The organism is Snodgrassella sp. ESL0253, assembly GCF_013344965.1.
In the GTDB taxonomy this organism is placed as follows: domain Bacteria; phylum Pseudomonadota; class Gammaproteobacteria; order Burkholderiales; family Neisseriaceae; genus Snodgrassella; species Snodgrassella alvi_B.
Map to the genome: position 1 here is coordinate 24,261 of NZ_JAAEDQ010000015.1, position 19,990 is coordinate 44,250.

The window sequence follows — 19,990 nt, forward strand, 5'->3', positions numbered from 1 at the left end:
ATCCGCTACAGCAAACAGCTGGCCAAAAAATACTGCTGCCATGAGTTGATTCTCTGGCAGCAGTTGTTTATTCAGACACCTGATAACGCTATAGACTGGCCGATATAAGCATCGTTATGTAGCGCTTTCAACATAAAATGAGCCACATCCGCGCGGGCAATACGGCCACTGCCAGCTGGAATGCCCTGTGTTGCTTCAGCATAATGACCAGAAAGCGCATCATGAGTTAAGCCCAGCGGGCGCACAATCGTTGCGTCCAGACCAGCAGCCTGAATCTGCTCAATTGCAGCACGATGATCGGCCAGCGGATGGCGTAGAAATTCCATTGCCGCCTGACCACGTTCACCTTCCAGCTCATTATCCACACCGGCGGAAGCACAGTAGACGATGCGTTTAATGCCATGTTGTTGCAATTGCGGAGCAATATTGCTGAGCATGCGCTGCAAATCATCACCCGGTTTGACCCCCTGATTGGTGTTCAGGGCTGAGGCCACTGCATCGTAATGGCTGTTAGCGGCAAACAATGCTGCAACATCAGTAGCCTCAAACGCATCACAGCGGCGAATATGCAAGTTGGGATGCTGTAAGTTGAGTTTTTCCGGTGTGCGCGCTGCCGCAGTAACTTCATCACCATTGGCCAGTGCCTGCTCAACTAAAGACCTGCCAACGCCACCAGTGGCTCCAAAAACCAGAATATGCATCAATGTTCTCCCGCTAAATAGTCAGAATCAGTTTAATAAACCGATGGTATGAAAATAATCCCGATAAATGGCTGCTTTACGTTCCAGTGCAAGCGGATAGGCACGCGAAGAAGAGGGCAGTCTGGATAAAGTTAGGTGTCGGCCAGCCAGAGTGGTATCAGTGGGATGGCCGATAGTTGGTGCCGCTGTACCGGCTGGCAGAAACTGTAGTAGTGTGCTGGTAGCCTTGTCACCGGTAGTCATGATGTGCTGACAATCCGGAATCTGTGCCAGTAAGGCCGGTAAATCTACTGGGGTAACCACTTCGAGAAATTTGTCTGCTGCATTGTTTTGCAGGCGCCTAATCTGATAGGCAGTATCATTAATGGCAATGCCGCGTTCAGACAAAAAAGCACGGATTAAGGGCTCATTAAATGCTTTATTGTTTTCGGTAAAGAAATAGTGTTTGTCCTGAAAGAACACCAGCCCAAAAATGCGCCACATATCATTTTGTAGATTGGGATAGTAAAAGTTCATTTTCCAGCGTGCAGTTGGTGGCGGGAATGAACCCAGCATCAGCAGCCGCGCACTGGTTGGTAGAAACGGTGCCAGCGGATGTGTTTCAACTATTATTTCAGCCATAAATACCCATAGCGTAATGGTGTTGTCTAACAGCGGCCAAAGAGGCAGGCAACCATATGTGCCTGTTCTTCTGTATAACCGGGCTCGCCCAGTCGCGCCGCCATCACCCATTCATTGGAAAAACCCTGCTGGCCACTGTATTCATGCCACAGGTGTTGCTGTTCGGCTTTATTACCATTTTTAATGGCCACTTGCATGCGTTGCCTGATGTTCAGTGGTATAGAATCACTCATCATAGTCTCCGTAAGTTTCAGATAAGCTGTCCCTGATTTTCATAGCGGCGGTGAAACCATAGCAGACAGGCACAACCGCATAATGTCAGTGGTACACCCAGTAATGCCGGATATTGATAGCCCCAGTGCTGGCTGATGGCCAGCCCGCCGCCATACGAACCAATGGCATTACCCAGATTAAATGCCATCTGTACACTGGCAGCACCAAGCAGTGCACCGCCCGGGGAATGGCGCAGCAATAATAATTGCTGCGGTGCCGATACCGCAAACAGGCAGAATGTACATATACACATCAGTGTCGCCGACAGCCAGCCAGTTGAAGCAAACAGAAAAATCAGTAGCAGCGCCACAGCTGCCAGCCCCTGCAAACTGGCGGCTACCTGTCCCGGTGTGTAGCGGTCTGACAGACGGCCACCACACCAGTTGCCAGCCACCATACCGGCACCGGCCAGCACCATTAACAAACTAACCTGATTACCACTGAAACCGGATACCTGCGTTAATAACGGGCTGATATAACTGAACCAGCAGAAGATACCGCCATTACCTAAAGTAGTGGCCGCCAGAATCAGCCACGGTGCCGCCGATTTCAGAAAATGGAATTGTCCCAGAATACCGGTATCTGGTAGCCGTTCTATTGATGGAATAAAACGCTGCAAAGTGAACACCAGCACAATTGCTACTACGGCAACCAAAGTAAATACCAGCCGCCAGCTTAAATGCAGACTCAGCCATGTGCCAACCGGTACACCAAGCAGATTGGCTACTGTCATGCCGGCAATCATCATGGCTACCGCCTGCGCCGAACGTCCGGGAGGCGCCAGTTTGGTAGCAACAATTGAGCCGATGCCAAAATAGGCGCCATGTGGCAAGCCGGAAATAAAACGTGCCACCAGCAGAGTTATATAGCCGGGTGCCATGGCCGCCAGTAGATTACCAATCGCAATCAGTACCGACAGTGACAGCAGAATGGTTTTGGGCGGTAAGCGGTAACTTAATACCAGCAGCCATGCTCCACTGCATACACCAAGCGCATAAGCAGCAATAAAATGCCCGGCCTGTGCAATATTGATACCGAGTGAATTGGCCACATCTGGCAGAATACCCATCATACTGAATTCTGCCATGCCTAGTGCAAATGTACCTAACGACAACGAAAGTAAGCTTTTTAATAACATAATAATCTACAGCCATAGTTCGTTCAGCTATAAACAGCAAGTTTAGACGCAGCTTGCCTGCTTGTCACTTTTCGCGCACATAAATGCCACATTCAGCAGAATTAATAAATTGAGCAAAAATTCAGTCTCGTGGTGCTAATAGCATAATTGCAGTACCAAGCGGGTACACCAGCACACCACTGATATCTCATTTATCCGGTATTACTTTATTACCAATTATGGTGACAGCAGCGAGCAACAGATATAAATGCTGCTACAGACTGTGTATATACGCGGTCGCCAATATGACTTCCACCAGTACCAGCAGCCATACAAATAACCGTCAAAGTAATGTACCCAGCAGCCAGAGTGCAGATTTCTGCAATGACAGCCAGAAAATAGTAAACAAAAGTTGCACGGGTTGCCTGTGAGAGTGGTTGGTTGATTGCGCCAGCCTGAATCATAGCCAGAAATAATCAAGATTGCTCATACCATAACAGTATCGGCACTGCTGTTGCGTATACAGCAGTATTTGTGGGAGCTATCTGTCAGGACAAGGTGTTATTTATGTTGTTTTAAAACTTCTGCGGCTGAATCAGGCTGAGGTAAGAAACAGCTAAAAATGTATTAATTTAAGGTGTAATATGGAATATATTAACATGTAAATAATTTAGAATTTACTGCTGGAGTAGACAGAAATGAAGAAGATAATCGTGCAGTTTTCAACAATTAATGCTTTGATGGCAGGGTTGTTTGATGGGGTATTCGCTGTTGGAGAAGCAAAAAAACATGGTGATTTTGGTTTGGGCTGCTCACATGCACTTGCCGGTGAGGTAATTATTGATAAGGATTTTCTGGAAGCAGACGGTGATAAAGCGGTAAAGGTCATGGGTGACGATGAGCTTTTGCCATTTGTACAAGTAACAACGTTTCAGCCGGATAAAGTGGTGGATATCACCGATGTGAGTAAAAATAATCTGTATACACATCTGGCGCACTATTTGCCGCTGGATAATGTATTTGTGGCCGTAAAAATCAGTGGCCGCTTTAATAAGCTGAAAATCCGCCGTCCGTTTGCGCAGCAGAAACCTTATCCGTCTGTAGTCAAGGTATTTGAACAGCAGGTAGTAGATACTATAGAGGATGTAAGCGGTACATTAATTGGTTTTTGGACACCGGAATTTTTCAAGGAGCTATCAGTAGCCGGTTTTCACCTGCATTTTATTGATACCACGCGTAAACTGGGCGGGCATGTAATTGATTTTATGGCCAGTAAGGCTGTGCTGGCGTTTGAGCGCAAGCAATCGGTAGAAATTGTGCTGCCTGAGAACGAGGAATATTTGCGCAAAAACCTGAAAATGGATGATCTAAATAATGTTATCAAACAGGTAGAAAATTAATCTAGGCGTGTTACACTATTTTCTGGTTATCTGGAATAGATTTAAGGGGTGTACGGTAGAATTTACAGGTACTACTGGATAACTTGCCTGCTATTTGCGCTGAAAGTGTAAACCATGAAAAAAATAATCTGTGGGCTATTCTGCCTGTGTTTGCTGGTCGGCTGTAACCGGCAATCAGCGGATTCAGCCACCGCTTCATCTGAAGCAGCCAGCCAGCCTGCGCATATGCCGCTGGCGATTGACCCGGCGTTGACAACATCTGTTGACCAGCAGTTGCTGGCGTTACAGAAGAAGCTGCCACAGAAACATAACCAGATTATGTTTAACGCAGCAGTACGGCATAACCAGACAATTTATTATTCGTATACGATGCTCGATAGCAAGCGTAATCAGAATAATTTTAATGTGGCCACGGCGAAAAAAGATTTACAGCAGAATTGCCGCCAGCCGCTGACCCGGCGTATGTTGCTGGGTGGATTTAATTTTGTGTATGTTTATACGTTTCAGGATCATTCGCAGGTGAGTGTGCCGCTGTCTGGCAAAGATTGTCGCTAGAGGTGTTGCTGTGTCTTGATGATTGCTTTCTGACTGATATAAACAGGGGGCAGTTAATGCCCCCTGTTGTTAACTGATTGCCTTTACAGTTACTGTTTCAAACGGGCAAAGGCCGCAGCCATGGCATTATCTGCACTGCTGGGCTTGTGTGGCGTTTTGCCATTCTGTCTGCGCGGGCGTTCGTTTCGTTGAGATGCTGCCTGAGCATCGTCATTCAGACGCATGGACAGAGCAATACGTTTGCGCGGTATATCAATTTCGATTACTTTAACCTTAACAACATCACCGGCTTTAACAATATCGCGCGGGTCGGCAATGTAACGGTCGGCCAGTGCAGAAACATGTACCAGTCCGTCCTGATGGACACCAATATCAACAAAGGCGCCAAATGCAGCCACATTGCTGACCACGCCTTCAAGTATCATGCCGGGCTGAAGGTCGGTAATATCTTCTACACCGTCGGCAAAGGTGGCGGTTTGAAATTCACCACGTGGGTCGCGGCCGGGTTTTTCCAGTTCGGACAGAATGTCGTTAATGGTAGGCAGCCCCACATTGGCATCGATGTAATCGGCGGGTTTCAGTGCCTTGAGCACGCTGTGGTTGCCAATGAGCTGGTCGGCACGCAGTTGCGCTGTCTGGAGCATTCTGGCAACGATGGGATAACTTTCGGGATGGACGGCACTGGCATCCAGTGGTTCATCTCCGCCCTGAATACGCAGAAAGCCGGCTGCCTGTTCGAAGGTTTTGCTACCCAGACGCGGTACCTTAAGTAGGTTCTGGCGATTGACGAATGCGCCGTTCTGGTCGCGGTAGCTGACAATATTCTGTGCCAGTGTGTTGTTTAGGCCGGAAATGCGTGCCAGCAGTGCAACTGAGGCAGTGTTCACATCTACGCCCACAGCATTCACGCAGTCTTCGACTACGGCGTCCAGACTTTTGGCTAGCTGGCTCTGGTTAACATCATGCTGATACTGGCCAACGCCAATGGATTTGGGATCGATTTTAACCAGTTCAGCCAGTGGGTCTTGCAGACGGCGGGCGATGGAAACGGCTCCGCGCAGGCTAACATCCAGATTGGGAAATTCTTTAGCGGCCAGTGCCGAAGCAGAATAAACGGATGCGCCTGCTTCGGATACAACGATTTTTTGTAGCTGGTAATCGGGCAGGGCACGAATCAGTTCGCCGGCGAGTTTGTCAGTTTCACGGCTGGCGGTACCGTTGCCGATGGCAATCAATTGGACTTTATACTGTTTAACCAGATGCATCAGTATGGTTAGTGCGCCTTTCCAGTCGTTACGCGGTTGATGCGGGTAGATGGTGGCGGTTTCCAGCAGCTTGCCGGTATCGTCGACCACGGCTACTTTCACACCAGTACGGATGCCGGGATCAAGCCCGATGGTGGTGAGGCGACCGGCCGGTGCTGCCAGCAGTAAATCTTTCAGATTCTGGGCAAAAACGCTAATGGCAGCCTGATCTGCATTTTCTTTTAGTCGGTTCAGTGCTTCCAGTTCCAGTGACAGGAAGATTTTGGCACGCCAGCTCAAGCGTACGGTGTCGCGTAACCAGCGGTCGGCGGCACGTCCCATATCAGCAATGCCAAACTGTTGCGCAATCAGTTGTTCGTAAATACTCTGTTCGCTCAGTGGGGTGTCATCTGGCTGGTATTTCAGACTGAGTGCCAGTATGCCTTCATTGCGGCCGCGCAATATGGCCAGTGCACGGTGACTGGGCATACTGTGAATCGGTTCGCGGTGATTAAAGTAGTCTTTGAATTTCTCGCCGGCACTTTCCTGACCTTCGAGTATCGTGGCATGGATTTCTCCTTCACGCCACAATTTATCACGTAAGCGCCCAATTAGGGTGGCATCTTCGGCAAATTGTTCCATCAGAATTGCACGCGCGCCATCCAGTGCCGCCTTGCTGTCGGCTACGTTGTCGTTCAGGTAGCTTTGTGCGGCGCTTTCCGGATTCAGGTCTGGCTGAGTGAGTAGGGCTTCTGCTAGTGGTGCGAGCCCATGCTCGCGGGCAATCTGGGCTTTAGTACGGCGTTTGGGTTTGTAGGGAAGATAAATATCTTCCAGTGCGGTTTTGTTATCAACTGCTGCTATGGTCTGTCGCAATTCATCAGTGAGTTTGCCTTGTTCTTCGATGCTGGATAACACTGTCTGTTTGCGTTCCTGTAATTCTCGCAGATATTGTAGTCTTTCGGCGAGGGTACGTAGTTGAGTATCATCCAGGCCTCCTGTGGCTTCCTTGCGGTAACGTGCCACAAACGGTACAGTGGCGCCATCATCCAGCAGGTCAATCGCTGCTTGAATCCGTGCAGAAGCAACATTCAGTTCTGAAGCAATTTTCTCAGTGATGTTCATAACAATTTAATATGCAATAAAAAAGGCAAGCATAGCTGGCTATAGTGGCTTTGTCACCTGTTCCCGTTCGTGAATATCGCCATAAGGTATAGTGAGTTGCATGTATCAGTAAAAAAGGCTATTTGTCTGAGACAAATAGCCTTGCATATTGCTTGAATTAGATGGGTTTATCTGGCAACCGGATAAGTGCCGGGTATCAGGATATCCGTATTGACGGTTTTGATATCGGTATGACCGGTAAAGGCCATGGTGGTGTCCATCTCATCGTAGATGATTTCCAGTGCGCGTGTTACTCCGTCTTCACCATATGCACCCAGACCATACAGGAAGGCGCGGCCAATCAAGGTACCTTTGGCGCCCATGGCAATGGCTTTAAGAACGTCCTGTCCACTGCGGATTCCACTGTCCAGCCAGACGTCAATATCATTACCTACCGCAGAGATAATATTGGGTAAAGCATGGATAGTAGAAGGCGCACCATCAAGCTGGCGGCCGCCGTGATTGGATACCACAATCGCATCTGCACCGGATTTCACCGCCATTTCGGCATCTTCGGCATCCAGAATGCCTTTTATAATCAGTTTGCCACCCCATAAATCCTTAATTTCTTCAATGTCTCTCCAGCTCAGGCGTGGGTCAAACTGTTCGGATGTCCATGAGGACAATGAAGTCATGTCGGCTACGCCTTTGGTATGGCCAACGATGTTGCGGAAGGTACGGCGTTGAGTATTGAGCATGGCCAGACACCATTCCGGTTTGGTGGCCAGATTCAACCAGTTGCGCAGGGTTGGCTTAGGCGGAGTAGACAAGCCGTTTTTGATGTCTTTGTGGCGTTGTCCCAATACCTGTAAATCGGCAGTAACCACCAATGCTGAACATTGGGCAGCTTGCGCACGGCGAATCAGGTCGCGCATGAATTCACGGTCACGCATTACATACAGTTGAAACCAGAAAGGGGCGCTGGTATTTTCAGCAACATCTTCGATGGAGCAGACAGACATGGTAGACAGGGTGAATGGTACGCCGAATTTTTCTGCCGCCCGCGCAGCCAGAATTTCACCATCAGCGTGTTGCATACCGGTTAATCCTGTTGGTGCCAGTGCCACAGGCATTTTTACTTGCTGTCCTACCATCGTGGTTTCTAGTGTGCGGCCGGTCATATCCGTCAGTACGCGCTGGCGCAGCTTAATACCTTGAAAATCATTACTATTGGCGTGATAGGTAGATTCTGTCCACGAACCGGTATCGGCATAATCGTAAAACATTTTCGGTACTTTGCGCTTAGCAACTTTGCGCAAATCTTCGATACATGTCATTTTGCTTAATTTGTTTTGCATGTGGTTACCTATTTTCAAATTTTCTTAGTGGGAATAGTATTAACTGGACAAGATAAAGTTATACATCAATTCTATCTGGTTGTAATCATTGTCATTGATTTCTGTCTGCATTTAGACTAGTTAAGTTGTCTACCTGAATGGACAGCAAACTGGTAGAGGGCTGCCAATAATCAGACAACACGTGACAGTTTATAAATCATCACCATAATCAGAAGCAGCAGGCAGCTAATGCCAATCAGCATTGTCCAAGGTCCCCAACGCTGCGTACGTCCACAAAATCCAGCCGTTAATATGGCACAACAGATGCCGAGTAGGATTAGCAAAATATAAAAGTCCATCTTCTGCTCCAGTAGAATTGCTTTGTTGTAAATAATTGGTACGATTATTGTAACGGGCAGCCTCCTAACATGTTAGTTTTTTTACAGATATAATGGCAGTATCTGTCCATATATGTATTCATCTGTGTAAAAAATACTGGCAGACAGCAATACCAAAACTGTGGTTTGAACACCAAAAATATCAGGATGAAAGTAATCATTCTTATCTGCCTGAACAATTGGTCAGACAAAATAGGCTTTATCGGTTACAAATCATCCATAAAATAAAACCCCACTCATAAGTGGGGTTGTACATATAAGGAGAAAAAAATCAGTCTTTTTTCTCTTTGTCTTTTACTTCTTCAAATTCAGCATCGACGATATCATCGTTGCCTTTGTTTTGTGGCTGTTCTGCTTGAGCGCCGGCCTGCTGACCTTCAGCCTGTGCCTGAGCATACATCATTTCGCCCAGTTTCTGGCTGGCTGTACCCAAAGCCTCAGCTTTAGCATCAATAGTAGCTTTGTCTTCGCCCTTAACAGCTTCTTCAGCTTCCTTGATGGCTGCTTCAATTTTTTCTTTCTCAGCAGCGTCCAGTTTGTCACCGTATTCACTTAGAGATTTCTGTACAGAGTGAATCAGGGCTTCAGCCTGATTGCGGCTGCTTACCAATTCAGCCAACTTGCGATCTTCTTCAGCATTGGCCTCCGCATCTTTTACCATGCGTTCAATTTCTTCTTCACTCAAGCCAGAAGAAGCCTGAATGGTAATATTGGCTACTTTGCCAGTGCCTTTATCCTTAGCAGATACGTGCAGAATACCATTGGCGTCAATGTCAAAAGTCACTTCTACCTGTGGAACACCACGCGGAGCTGGCGGAATATCACCCAGATTAAACTGTCCCAGACTCTTATTGGCAGAAGCACGTTCACGTTCGCCCTGTAATACATGGATGGTTACAGCGCTTTGGTTGTCTTCAGCAGTAGAGAATGTCTGCGTTGCCTTGGTAGGGATGGTAGTATTTTTATTGATGAGTTTGGTCATCACACCACCCATGGTTTCAATACCCAGAGACAATGGTGTTACATCCAGCAACAATACGTCACTGCGGTCACCAGCCAGTACCGCACCCTGAATCGCAGCACCTACAGCAACGGCTTCATCCGGATTAACGTCACGGCGTGGTTCTTTGCCAAAGAAGTCTTTAACTGCTTCCTGTACTTTCGGCATACGGCTCTGACCGCCTACCAGAATCACATCGTTAATGTCATTTACGCTCAGGCCGGCATCTTTAATTGCGGTGCGGCAAGGTTCGATAGAGCGGGTAATCAGGTCTTCTACCAGACTTTCGAATTTGGCACGGGTAATTTTCATGGCCAAATGTTTCGGGCCAGAAGCATCCATGGTGATGTAAGGCAGGTTGATTTCAGTCTGCTGGCCGCTGGACAGTTCGATTTTGGCTTTTTCCGCAGCTTCTTTCAGACGTTGCAAGGCCATTACATCATTTTTCAGGTCGATGCCCTGATCTTTTTTGAATTCATCAATGATGTAGTTAATCAGACGCTGGTCAAAGTCTTCACCACCGAGGAATGTATCACCATTGGTGGCCAATACTTCAAACTGTTTGTCGCCATCAATTTCAGCGATTTCAATAATGGAAATATCAAAAGTGCCGCCACCAAGGTCATAAACGGCAATCTTGCGGTCGCCTTTTTCACCTTTATCCATACCAAAAGCCAGAGCCGCAGCTGTTGGTTCATTAATAATACGTTTTACGTCCAGACCAGCAATACGGCCGGCATCTTTAGTAGCCTGACGCTGGCTATCATTAAAATAGGCCGGTACGGTAATCACAGCTTCAGTTACTGTTTCACCCAGATAATCTTCAGCTGCTTTCTTCATTTTGCGCAATACTTCAGCAGAAACCTGCGGAGGTGACAGTTTTTCACCATGCGCTTCTACCCATGCGTCGTTGTTGTTGGCCTTAACAATCTGGAAAGGCATGGATTTAATATCGCGCTGTACTTCAGCATCATCAAATTTACGGCCAATCAGACGTTTTACTGCGTAAACAGTGTTTTTCGGGTTGGTTACAGCCTGACGTTTGGCTGGCGCACCCACCAGAATTTCGTTGTCGTCCAGATAAGCTACAATAGAAGGTGTAGTACGTGCACCTTCAGCATTTTCTATTACCTTAGTCTGGCCACCTTCGGAAATGGCAACACAAGAGTTGGTAGTACCCAGGTCAATACCGATTACTTTTGCCATAATTTAAAAATCTCCTAATAATTTAATTTCGTAATTTGCGCCGTTATCGTACGGCTGCAAATACAGTAGTTCAAAACCACCGCTATACTATTGCTAATGCATCGTAAATGGGTATGCCCGGGATGATTTCAAGCATAGTTTTGCAAATTTTATCCAATTAATAGCTTGGTAAAAGTCTGCTTTAATATCAATAGCGTTTGCTTACATGGTTATATGTTATATTCATTCAGGCTTGAACAGTAAAATCGTGCTTTTTTTTCGCCAATACCGTCTGATACTTTTTTGCGCTATATCAGACGGTATTTTGCAGTAAGAGTTTACAATCACTCTATATTAATGATTTCTGTCTGGCTGTATCTATATCTTCATGATTTAGGAGTATGTTGTATGCCTGTAAAAATTGGGTTTAAACCCATTCCCGCTGCCATAGCGCTGTTAATCAGCCTGATTATCTGGTTTGCCATACCGGTACCAGAAGGGGTTTCACCTCAGGCATGGCATTTATTGGCCATGTTTGTTGGCGTGATTGCAGCCATCATTGGCAAAGCCATGCCAATTGGCGCGCTATCCATTATTGCTATTATGTTGGTAGCATTAACTGGAGTCACCGCAGAAAGCCCCAGCAAAGCCATGAATGATGCCCTGAGCAGCTTCGGTAATCCGCTGATTTGGCTGATCGGTGTGGCTATCATGATTTCACGTGGTTTGTTAAAAACCGGCTTGGGTGCACGTGTCGGCTATCTGTTTATTGGTTTGTGGGGTAAACGCACCTTGGGTGTTGCCTATAGTCTGGCCGTAGTGGAATTGTTACTGGCTCCGGTTACACCAAGTAATACAGCCCGTGGTGGTGGCATTATTCATCCAATCATGAAATCCATTGCATCCAGCTATGATTCTGACCCAGAAAAAGGTACAGAAAAACGCATGGGTAAATTTCTGGCGCTAGTAAACTACCACGCCAATCCCATCAGTTCAATCATGTTTATTACCGCTACTGCGCCTAATCCACTAATTGTGGATCTTGTAGCCAAGGCAACAAACAGCGATATTCATCTATCCTGGGGTACATGGGCACTGGCCATGTTATTGCCCGGTCTGGTAGCCATGTTCCTGATGCCACTGATTATATATTGGATGTATCCGCCTGAAATCAAGCAGACTCCGAATGCGGTTGCATTTGCTAAAGAACGCCTGAAAGAACAAGGGCCAATGACCCGTGATGAAAAAATCATGCTGGGTATTTTTGCAGTATTGCTGATTCTGTGGGCAGGTATTCCGGCCATGCTGTTTGGTAAAGCCTTTACTGTCGACCCAACCACTACTGCATTCATTGGTTTGTCACTGTTATTGTTAACCGGTGTATTAAGCTGGGACGACATCCTGAAAGAAAAAAGTGCATGGGATACCATTACTTGGTTTGCCGCACTGGTAATGATGGCGACTTTCCTGAATAAACTGGGGCTGATTACTTGGTTCTCTGGTGTACTGGAAAGCAGTATTGGTAGTCTGGGCATGGGCTGGATGGGCGCATGTGCACTGTTATTACTGGCTTATATGTATGCACACTATATGTTTGCCAGTACCACCGCACATATCACAGCCATGTTTGCTGCCTTCTATTCTGCAGGTCTGGCACTGGGCGCACCTCCGATGCTGTTTGCGCTGATGATGGCTGCCGCCTCCAGCATCATGATGACACTTACCCATTACGCTACCGGCACTTCACCAGTGGTATTTGGTTCTGGTTTCGTTACCTTGGGTGAATGGTGGAAAGTGGGTTTCATCATGAGCGTAATTGAACTGATGATATTTGTTGTTGTCGGTGGTATATGGTGGAAAGTTCTGGGTTACTATTAATCCAAGTCTGTTCATCCTCACAGGCTGCCAGAAAGTATGGCAGCCTGTTTTGTTGTTTAAAATCAAATTCAATGGTTTTAGCAGGGATTTCACTTGTTGCTTCTGTCTGGAATCGGTTATGATGCATTGCCTTAAGGGAGTAGTTGCACAGGTGATTTCTCCAGTACCTGTGGTTACGGTCAACATATTTGCAGCATTTGCTGTATGGTCGTAACGTCTGACCAGATGGTGGATTAACGAGACTTGAGACAGGATAAAACCGCTATGGCGGGCGTTTTATCGTGTCTTTTGTCTTTCAGCCCGCCAACGGTATTCTAAAAATGATTCATGCTTTTCTGTCTTCTGTTATACCAGTTGCTTTGGCTGAAATTGGTGACAAAACCCAATTACTGACTTTATTTCTTGCTACCCGCTTTGCCCGAAAATATGCCATTATCACCGGTATGCTATGTGCTACCCTGCTTAATCATATTGTTTCTGCCTGGTTTGGGGTTGAAGTAGCGCGGTTTTTTACGCCCCAATTAATGGGCTGGGTAGTTGGGTTCAGTTTTCTGGTAGTTGGCTTATGGCTGTTAAAACCAGATAAAGATGATGGGGTCGATACCCGTTTTATGCGCTATGGCCCATTTGTGGCTACAGCAGTATTGTTTTTTCTGGCAGAAGTAGGGGATAAAACCCAGATCGCCACAATATTACTGGCCGCTCAATATCGTGATTTGTACTCAGTAGTGTTGGGCAGTACCGTAGGCTTATTATTGGCTAATGTTCCAGTGATATTTTTTGGCAACTGGCTGATGCAACGCTTACCTCTCAATCGAATCCGCATAGGTGCCTGTTTCCTGTTTTGTCTTTTAGGTATCATTACCCTGATACAGACATGGTTAAACTAAAATATCAGGCATGACTGAGCAGATTGATTAATATTACCGGACTCATCAAAATACCATGCAAAAACAGTTAAAACGCTGTGACTGGGTTAAAACAGATCCCCTTTATCAGCATTATCATGATCATGAATGGGGGCAGGTGCAGAAAGACGGACAAAAGCTGTTTGAAAAAATCTGTCTGGAAGGCCAGCAGGCCGGCTTATCATGGATTACCGTGTTAAAAAAACGCGATGAATACCGGCGCTGTTTTTACAATTTTGATCCACATAAAATTATTACCATCACAGATATCAGACCATTACTACAAAATCCGGGATTGATTCGCCATCCGGCCAAATTGCAGGCCATTATAAATAACGCCCATGCCTATCTCTCCATGCAGCAGCATGGAGAGGATTTTGCCCGTTTTATCTGGTCATTTGTCAATCATCAGCCGGTTATCAATCACTATAAATTTTTATCTGACGTGCCGTCCCAGACAAAAGTCAGCGCTGCCATGTCCAAAGCCTTAAAGAAACGCGGCTTCAGCTTTGTCGGACCCACTACTTGCTATGCTTTCATGCAATCAATGGGATTAGTCAATGATCATTTAACTAGCTGTTTTTGTGCTCAGCATTAAAAAAGCCAGTTTGTACACATCATCATATAATCAGAATAAACTCAACATTCATCCGCAATAAATACAAAAATTAAAAAATCATATGCAAAAAAGTAAAAGCTGCGATAAAAAGCATAAGCACAGCAAAAAAATTGTCGTACAATCAGACCCCTTGTATGGAATATACAGATTTATTGATTAATTAACCTAATCAGGGTAGTTAATCTATTTGTTTTTATTGTTTAATAGTTTAGTTTAGACCCAATGAGCCATTGCCATGCAAAACAAGTTCAGACTTGGTCTTTATTTCAGTGCCTGCGTACTGTTATCAGTCTATTTAAACCCAGTTTGGGCTGAAGATAAAACAGCAGCATCTGCGGCTAGCACACCTGCGCCGATAACCTGGTATGCATGTCCACTGGCAAATAATCATGTTAGCTACACAACCAAACCTTTAGATGTTCAATGCCAGATTGCCAAACATCCGCCCACAGACAGTGATGATTTAAAAAAACATTCTCTGGAAAATCAGAATGCTCCCGGCTTAGAGCAGATACAACGTCTCTGGTATAGTGCTGAATTTGGTCGTGACAGCGATTTAATGAAAGTACCGCCAACACCTAAAATGGGTATTTTTCTGCGCCAGCAAACACCCAAACCAGATACCGCCACTGCAATTAAAAATAAAGTGGTTACAGTACCAGCAAAAATAATTGTAGTGCCTAAATTAACCCCAAAGCAGCTAGTACAACGTGATATCACCAGTGAACAACGCGCGCTGGCGACAGCTCAGCAGCAACTGCGTCGGGCACAGAAACAAGGCATTGTTGCTCAAATTCAGCGCTGGCAGCAAAATGTTACCGATCGTCAGGCCAATATCCGCGTATTGAAACAAGAGTTAAGCCGATACTAAAAATAAACCAATAATCATATTTCAAAACCTAGGCAATAACCAGTAATCAAACTTGTAGCCAGAACGTTACCGGTCCATCATTAACCAGAGAAACCTGCATATTGGCTGCAAAAATTCCAGTTTTAGTAGTAAGCTGTTTTTGGCATAATTCAACAAAATAATTATACAAATGATTAGCTTCAGCAGGCGTTGCACCTTTAGTAAAACTTGGTCTCGTACCTTTTTTAGTATCAGCGGCAAGAGTAAATTGTGATACAACCAATAGTTGCCCATTCACCTGCTTAACATTCAAATTCATTTTATCATCCTGATCACTAAAAACCCGGTAACCAAGTACCTTGTCACAAAGACGTTCAGCTTTTTGTCGATCATCACCCTGTTCAACACCTAACAGAATCAGCAGCCCATGTTCTATCTGGCCGACAATTTCAGCGTTTACACAGACACTGGCCTGTTTAACACGTTGTATTAATGCAATCATTAAATATCCTGTTTAAAATCTATCTAATTTTTTAATTTCTTTCCCTTTAGAAGATTATTCTATCAGTACAGATTAAAAAAACACCATACAGGCAAATAACCAGACACTGCCCATCTGGTATCAATCAGAAAATCCTACCCAATAAAAACGCCTGCTTAAACACAGGCGTTTTTTATTATGACAACAAGGCTTAATCAAAATCATGAATAAACTGTACTCCGGTCAACCGCGAGGACAAAATAGCTGATTTAATCATGCGTAAGGCTTTGGGGCGGACAAAATTACGCCGCGAGGCTAATACCACACGCCGTTCTGGCGTTGGATTGGTAAAAGGAATAATACTGAATAACAAATGGTCATTTTCTGTTAATGCTGTAGCAGGCATAACACTGATACCCAAACCACTGGCAACCATATGCCGAATTGTATTAATAGAACTTCCTTGAATACTATTCGACAAACCCAAAATTTTCTGACGCGAAGCCAGTTCCTGACAGCTATCCAGTACATTATCACGCATACAATTACCTTCTGTAAGCAACAATACACGTTCTTCGCTCAGCTGTTTTGGCGTAACTTCGTCTAATTGCTCAAAAGGATGGCCTTTTGGAACAATAACGAAAAAAGGTTCATCATAGAGCGGAATGGTTTGCAGTCCCGTTTCATGAAACGGTTCAGCAACTACAATTGCATCCAGAGCACCACGCTTGAGTAATTCTGTTAGTACATCAGTGTAGTTTTCATCCAGTTGCAACGGCATTTCCGGTGCCAGCTGCCGCAATGATAAAATCAGTTTCGGTAATAAATAAGGCGCAATTGTAAAAATTAGACCAAGCTTAAATATCCCTTCCAGCTCGCTTTGTTCCTGATTTGCCATTAGCTTGATACGATCAGCTTCCTCAAGCACCCGACGTGCCTGTAGCACAATTCGCTGGCCAGCGTCAGTGGTCATGACTTCATTACTGCTGCGGTCAAATAATGTCAGTCCTAACTCTTCTTCCAGCTTCTTAATTGCAATAGATAAAGTAGGCTGGCTCACAAAACATCTCTGGGCTGCACGTCCAAAATGTTTTTCCTGAGCTACAGCCACAATATAGCGCAATTCAGTCAGCGTCATTCACTGGCCTTTTTCTTTCCTGTTTCCGGTAAGGTAATATTGAGTGCCAATACATCCATACCATCTTTCTTTTCCTGAGTAATCTGAATATCATTCAAAGATACATGAACATATTTTGACAGCACTTCCAAGAGCTCTTTTTGCAGTGTAGGCAAATAATCCGGCGTTTGTGTAGCACGCTCTTGCGCAATAATAATTTGCAGGCGGTCGCGTGCCATCTGAGCGGATTGTTGCTTCTTGCCAAAAAGAAAATCCATTATAGACATTGCTTAACCTCCAAACAGGCGCTTGAGAAAGCCTTTTTTCTCAGCATCCAGAAAGCGGATTGGACGGTCTTCACCCAACAGGCGCGCCACCACGTCTTCATACGCGTCAGCAGCCACAGAATTCTCCTGCAATATAACAGGCGTACCCGAATTAGAAGCCTGTAACACATTTTGCGATTCAGGAATCACACCAATCAAAGGAATACGCAAGATATCCTGAATATCCTGAACCGACAGCATTTCACCTTTTTCTACGCGTTCAGGTGAGTAACGCGTAATCAGTAAATGTTCTTTAACCGGAGCGCTATTAGTTTCAGCACGACGGGATTTGCTGGATAAAATCCCCAGAATACGGTCAGAATCACGCACACTGGAAATTTCCGGATTGGTGGTTACAATGGCCTCATCTGCAAAGTACAAAGCCATCAATGCACCCTGCTCAATACCCGCTGGTGAATCACAGACTACGTATTCGAAGCCCATCTTGCCAGTCAGGTCTTTTAAAACCTTTTCCACACCATCCCGCGTAAGCGCATCCTTATCACGAGTTTGTGAGGCAGGTAAAATATAAAGATTATCGCAGTGCTTATCCTTGATTAACGCCTGATTAAGAGTAGCTTCATTCTGGATAACATTAATCAGGTCATAAACCACACGGCGCTCACAACCCATAATCAAATCCAGATTACGCAAGCCTACGTCAAAATCTATTACCGCAGTTTTATGGCCGGCTAAAGCCAAACCTGTTGAAATGCTGGCACTGGTCGTGGTTTTACCAACACCACCTTTACCTGACGTCACCACAATAATCTTTGCCACAATTAAATTCCTTTTGTTATATAAATGAATTAATCAATACATTCACAAATCAGCAACACATAAAGTTCATGAGTCTGAATAAATTAATTTGCCTGAATCGCACTGAGTACCAGCCGGTCATTTTGCAGAAAAATCTGCACCGGGTGACGATCCAGATGTGCCGGTAACTGTTGATCAAAAATGCGATAAATACCTGCCACAGATACAAGCTCAGCCTGCATAGACTGGGCAAAAATACGTGTATCCTTATTACCCGCTGCACCTGCTAAAGCCCGTCCGCGTAAAGGGCCGTAAATATGAATATTGCCATCGGCAATAATTTCCGCGCCTTCGCTAACCAGTCCCAGAACAATCAAATCAGATTTTTCCGCATAAACCTGCTGCCCGGTACGGATCGTACGATCAATAACCAGTGTTGGCAGGGCATTTGTGGCAGCTGATGAAATAATTTTTTCATTATTAACATCTGCCGCTTGTGGGGACAGTGCCTCGGCTACAGCTTTAACCCGTGTATTAGCCTGCTCTTCCGGCAAAATACTAAAAGCTATATTTTGTTGTTTAGCCAAACTGGCCCAGACTGCATCAGAATGACGAATGGCTATAATACGCAAATAATATCGTGCAAACAGCGCAATCAGCTTTCCCAAATCCAATGTTGCCGGATTGACAAGATTTTGCAGATCCAGAGTAAAAGGCATATTACGTAAATTACCGAAACGTTCTGCCCGTTGCTTTAGTTCATGGTTAATCAAAGTCAGATCATCAGTCAGTAATTGTACTGATAGTGTATCCAGACGCGCGGATTTCACATTAAAAGCAGCTTTCATTAACGTGTTTGCCCAAGTAAATTATGATTAGAATATAGAGTAAGTACCGAAGTGTACCGTTTTGATTAAGCGGCTTCAATTACAACCAATGACCTTAAACAAAATAATCATCCTTTAGCCGAGAAAAATTGATAATGACTGACACCTTTACCAAATCCACTCAACCAACAAAGTCATATATACCACGAATAAATATCATCGGTACCGGTAAAGTTGCTTCAACACTGGCCATCATCTGGCATCAAAGTGGGCAAGTAAATATACAGGCAGCCTGGAACCGCAGTTTTACAGCAGCACAGCATCTTAAAAACCACATACCGCATATTCAGCTTCACAAACAGCTAAATACCTTACCACCAGCAGATATCATAGCCATAGGTGTCAGTGATCAGGCCATAGAAATAATTAGCCAACAAATTAATCAGGCAGACTGGATAACAGCCAACACATTGATACTTCATTTTAGCGGAGCATTAAATAGCAAAGTATTAATGCCAAACAAGCAAAAAGCACTTACTGGTTCATTACATCCAGTATTTGCTTTTGCCTCAATCGAAACAGCGACTAATACATTGGCCGGCCATCTGTGCGCCATAGAAGGTGATAGTGCAGCATTACCTCTATTACAACAGCTAGCACAGGCGGCAAATCTAAACAGTTTCAGTATTGATTCTGCTCAAAAAAATCGCTATCACGCAGCGCTATCCATTAGTGCTAACTTTTTAGTCACATTAAATGCTTATGCACGCAATATATTGGCTTCCTTATCCTTACCGCAAAATTTAGCAGAAAAACTGGTAAACCAACTAATGCAGCAAAATCTGGATCAACTGCAAATAATGTCTCCAACAGAAGCATTAACAGGTCCAATAAAACGAGGCGACAGCAACACAATCGCCCACCACTGGCAGGCATTAAATCCATCAGAGCAGGCAGTTTATAAAGCACTGGCAGAACAAACTTTAAACTTAACCACATTAAGCAGCGACAAATATCAACAGATACTGCAAATAATTTCATCAACAGATGACTAAACCATTAAAGTAAGAGAGATATCTAAGGAAGCTCGTTACATCAAAAACAAATTGAAGCCAAGCTCCAAAAATAAATTATTTAAGAATCAATTTGTTATTAATTTATACAAAAATAAAAGGATGAAGTAGTTGACAGAGGTTTAGGTGAGGCGTATAGTTCGCCTTCTTCGCTGATGACGCGACACGAAACGAACTAAACAGTTTAAAGTAGAACGCAGTCGAAAGCAACGCTCTT

Annotated in this window: 19 protein-coding genes; 7 read left to right on the forward strand and 12 right to left on the reverse strand. The window is 45.0% G+C overall.

Annotated elements, in window-relative coordinates; all coding sequences use genetic code 11:
- Positions 1-71: 71 nt before the first annotated feature.
- From GYX26_RS10385 to GYX26_RS10400, 4 genes are read right to left on the reverse strand one after another with little or no spacing between them, the layout of a single operon-like run.
- Positions 72-701 (reverse strand): NAD(P)-dependent oxidoreductase, encoded by a 630-nt coding sequence (locus tag GYX26_RS10385; protein ID WP_174829190.1) that lies wholly within the window; start codon positions 699-701, stop codon positions 72-74.
- A 27-nt stretch (positions 702-728) separates the two neighbouring features.
- Entirely contained in the window at positions 729-1,322 is a 594-nt protein-coding gene (locus GYX26_RS10390) for a uracil-DNA glycosylase family protein (protein WP_174829191.1), read from the reverse strand.
- A gap of 26 nt (positions 1,323-1,348) precedes the next feature.
- Positions 1,349-1,555, reverse strand: coding sequence for a cyanate hydratase (locus GYX26_RS10395; RefSeq protein ID WP_238791279.1), 207 nt, complete (start codon positions 1,553-1,555; stop codon positions 1,349-1,351).
- A gap of 17 nt (positions 1,556-1,572) precedes the next feature.
- Positions 1,573-2,733, reverse strand: a complete 1,161-nt coding sequence (locus tag GYX26_RS10400) for an MFS transporter (RefSeq protein ID WP_174829192.1) — start codon at positions 2,731-2,733, stop codon at positions 1,573-1,575.
- Positions 2,734-3,410: 677 nt separating this feature from the next.
- Between GYX26_RS10400 and budA the strand changes: the two genes are divergently transcribed.
- Together budA and GYX26_RS10410 are read left to right on the forward strand one after the other, a co-directional pair.
- Positions 3,411-4,112, forward strand: a complete 702-nt coding sequence (budA, locus tag GYX26_RS10405) for an acetolactate decarboxylase (protein ID WP_174829193.1) — start codon at positions 3,411-3,413, stop codon at positions 4,110-4,112.
- Positions 4,113-4,226: 114 nt separating this feature from the next.
- The gene (locus GYX26_RS10410) at positions 4,227-4,667 is read left to right on the forward strand and encodes a hypothetical protein (RefSeq protein WP_174829194.1); all 441 of its coding nucleotides are present in this window, start codon (positions 4,227-4,229) and stop codon (positions 4,665-4,667) included.
- Between the two features lie 89 nt (positions 4,668-4,756).
- Here the strand turns inward: GYX26_RS10410 and GYX26_RS10415 are convergent, their stop codons facing one another.
- The 3 genes from GYX26_RS10415 to dnaK all read right to left on the reverse strand — a co-directional run bounded on the left by GYX26_RS10415 (position 4,757) and on the right by dnaK (position 10,956).
- Positions 4,757-7,036 carry a Tex family protein gene (locus GYX26_RS10415; protein WP_174829195.1) on the reverse strand — a complete coding sequence of 760 codons (2,280 nt, stop codon included), beginning with the start codon at positions 7,034-7,036 and terminating at the stop codon, positions 4,757-4,759.
- A 167-nt stretch (positions 7,037-7,203) separates the two neighbouring features.
- Positions 7,204-8,373 carry an alpha-hydroxy acid oxidase gene (locus tag GYX26_RS10420; protein ID WP_174829196.1) on the reverse strand — a complete coding sequence of 390 codons (1,170 nt, stop codon included), beginning with the start codon at positions 8,371-8,373 and terminating at the stop codon, positions 7,204-7,206.
- Positions 8,374-9,021: 648 nt separating this feature from the next.
- Positions 9,022-10,956 carry a molecular chaperone DnaK gene (gene dnaK / locus GYX26_RS10425; RefSeq protein ID WP_100090663.1) on the reverse strand — a complete coding sequence of 645 codons (1,935 nt, stop codon included), beginning with the start codon at positions 10,954-10,956 and terminating at the stop codon, positions 9,022-9,024.
- Positions 10,957-11,355: 399 nt separating this feature from the next.
- On the opposite strand from dnaK, the gene GYX26_RS10430 reads away from it, so the two are divergent.
- The 4 genes from GYX26_RS10430 to GYX26_RS10445 all read left to right on the forward strand — a co-directional run bounded on the left by GYX26_RS10430 (position 11,356) and on the right by GYX26_RS10445 (position 15,211).
- The gene (locus GYX26_RS10430) at positions 11,356-12,813 is read left to right on the forward strand and encodes a DASS family sodium-coupled anion symporter (RefSeq protein WP_100090687.1); all 1,458 of its coding nucleotides are present in this window, start codon (positions 11,356-11,358) and stop codon (positions 12,811-12,813) included.
- A 323-nt stretch (positions 12,814-13,136) separates the two neighbouring features.
- Positions 13,137-13,703 carry a TMEM165/GDT1 family protein gene (locus GYX26_RS10435; protein WP_174829203.1) on the forward strand — a complete coding sequence of 189 codons (567 nt, stop codon included), beginning with the start codon at positions 13,137-13,139 and terminating at the stop codon, positions 13,701-13,703.
- Between the two features lie 55 nt (positions 13,704-13,758).
- The gene (locus GYX26_RS10440) at positions 13,759-14,319 is read left to right on the forward strand and encodes a DNA-3-methyladenine glycosylase I (protein ID WP_174829197.1); all 561 of its coding nucleotides are present in this window, start codon (positions 13,759-13,761) and stop codon (positions 14,317-14,319) included.
- Between the two features lie 256 nt (positions 14,320-14,575).
- Complete coding sequence (locus GYX26_RS10445; RefSeq protein WP_174829198.1) at positions 14,576-15,211, forward strand: hypothetical protein; 636 nt, start codon at positions 14,576-14,578, stop codon at positions 15,209-15,211.
- A gap of 46 nt (positions 15,212-15,257) precedes the next feature.
- Here GYX26_RS10445 and dtd read toward each other — a convergent pair whose 3' ends face one another.
- The 5 genes from dtd to minC form a co-directional block, all read right to left on the reverse strand.
- Positions 15,258-15,692 (reverse strand): D-aminoacyl-tRNA deacylase, encoded by a 435-nt coding sequence (gene dtd, locus GYX26_RS10450; protein WP_174829199.1) that lies wholly within the window; start codon positions 15,690-15,692, stop codon positions 15,258-15,260.
- A 190-nt stretch (positions 15,693-15,882) separates the two neighbouring features.
- Positions 15,883-16,809: a LysR substrate-binding domain-containing protein gene (locus tag GYX26_RS10455; RefSeq protein ID WP_174829200.1), complete on the reverse strand. Its 927-nt coding sequence runs from the start codon at positions 16,807-16,809 to the stop codon at positions 15,883-15,885.
- Positions 16,806-17,075, reverse strand: a complete 270-nt coding sequence (gene minE, locus GYX26_RS10460; protein ID WP_100090658.1) for a cell division topological specificity factor MinE — start codon at positions 17,073-17,075, stop codon at positions 16,806-16,808. The genes GYX26_RS10455 and minE overlap by 4 nt, the downstream gene beginning before the upstream one ends.
- A 3-nt stretch (positions 17,076-17,078) precedes the next feature.
- Positions 17,079-17,894, reverse strand: coding sequence for a septum site-determining protein MinD (minD, locus tag GYX26_RS10465; RefSeq protein ID WP_100090657.1), 816 nt, complete (start codon positions 17,892-17,894; stop codon positions 17,079-17,081).
- Between the two features lie 83 nt (positions 17,895-17,977).
- Entirely contained in the window at positions 17,978-18,721 is a 744-nt protein-coding gene (gene minC, locus GYX26_RS10470; RefSeq protein ID WP_100090656.1) for a septum site-determining protein MinC, read from the reverse strand.
- 134 nt (positions 18,722-18,855) lie between these two features.
- Between minC and GYX26_RS10475 the strand changes: the two genes are divergently transcribed.
- The gene (locus GYX26_RS10475) at positions 18,856-19,755 is read left to right on the forward strand and encodes a Rossmann-like and DUF2520 domain-containing protein (RefSeq protein WP_174829201.1); all 900 of its coding nucleotides are present in this window, start codon (positions 18,856-18,858) and stop codon (positions 19,753-19,755) included.
- Positions 19,756-19,990: the final 235 nt, after the last annotated feature.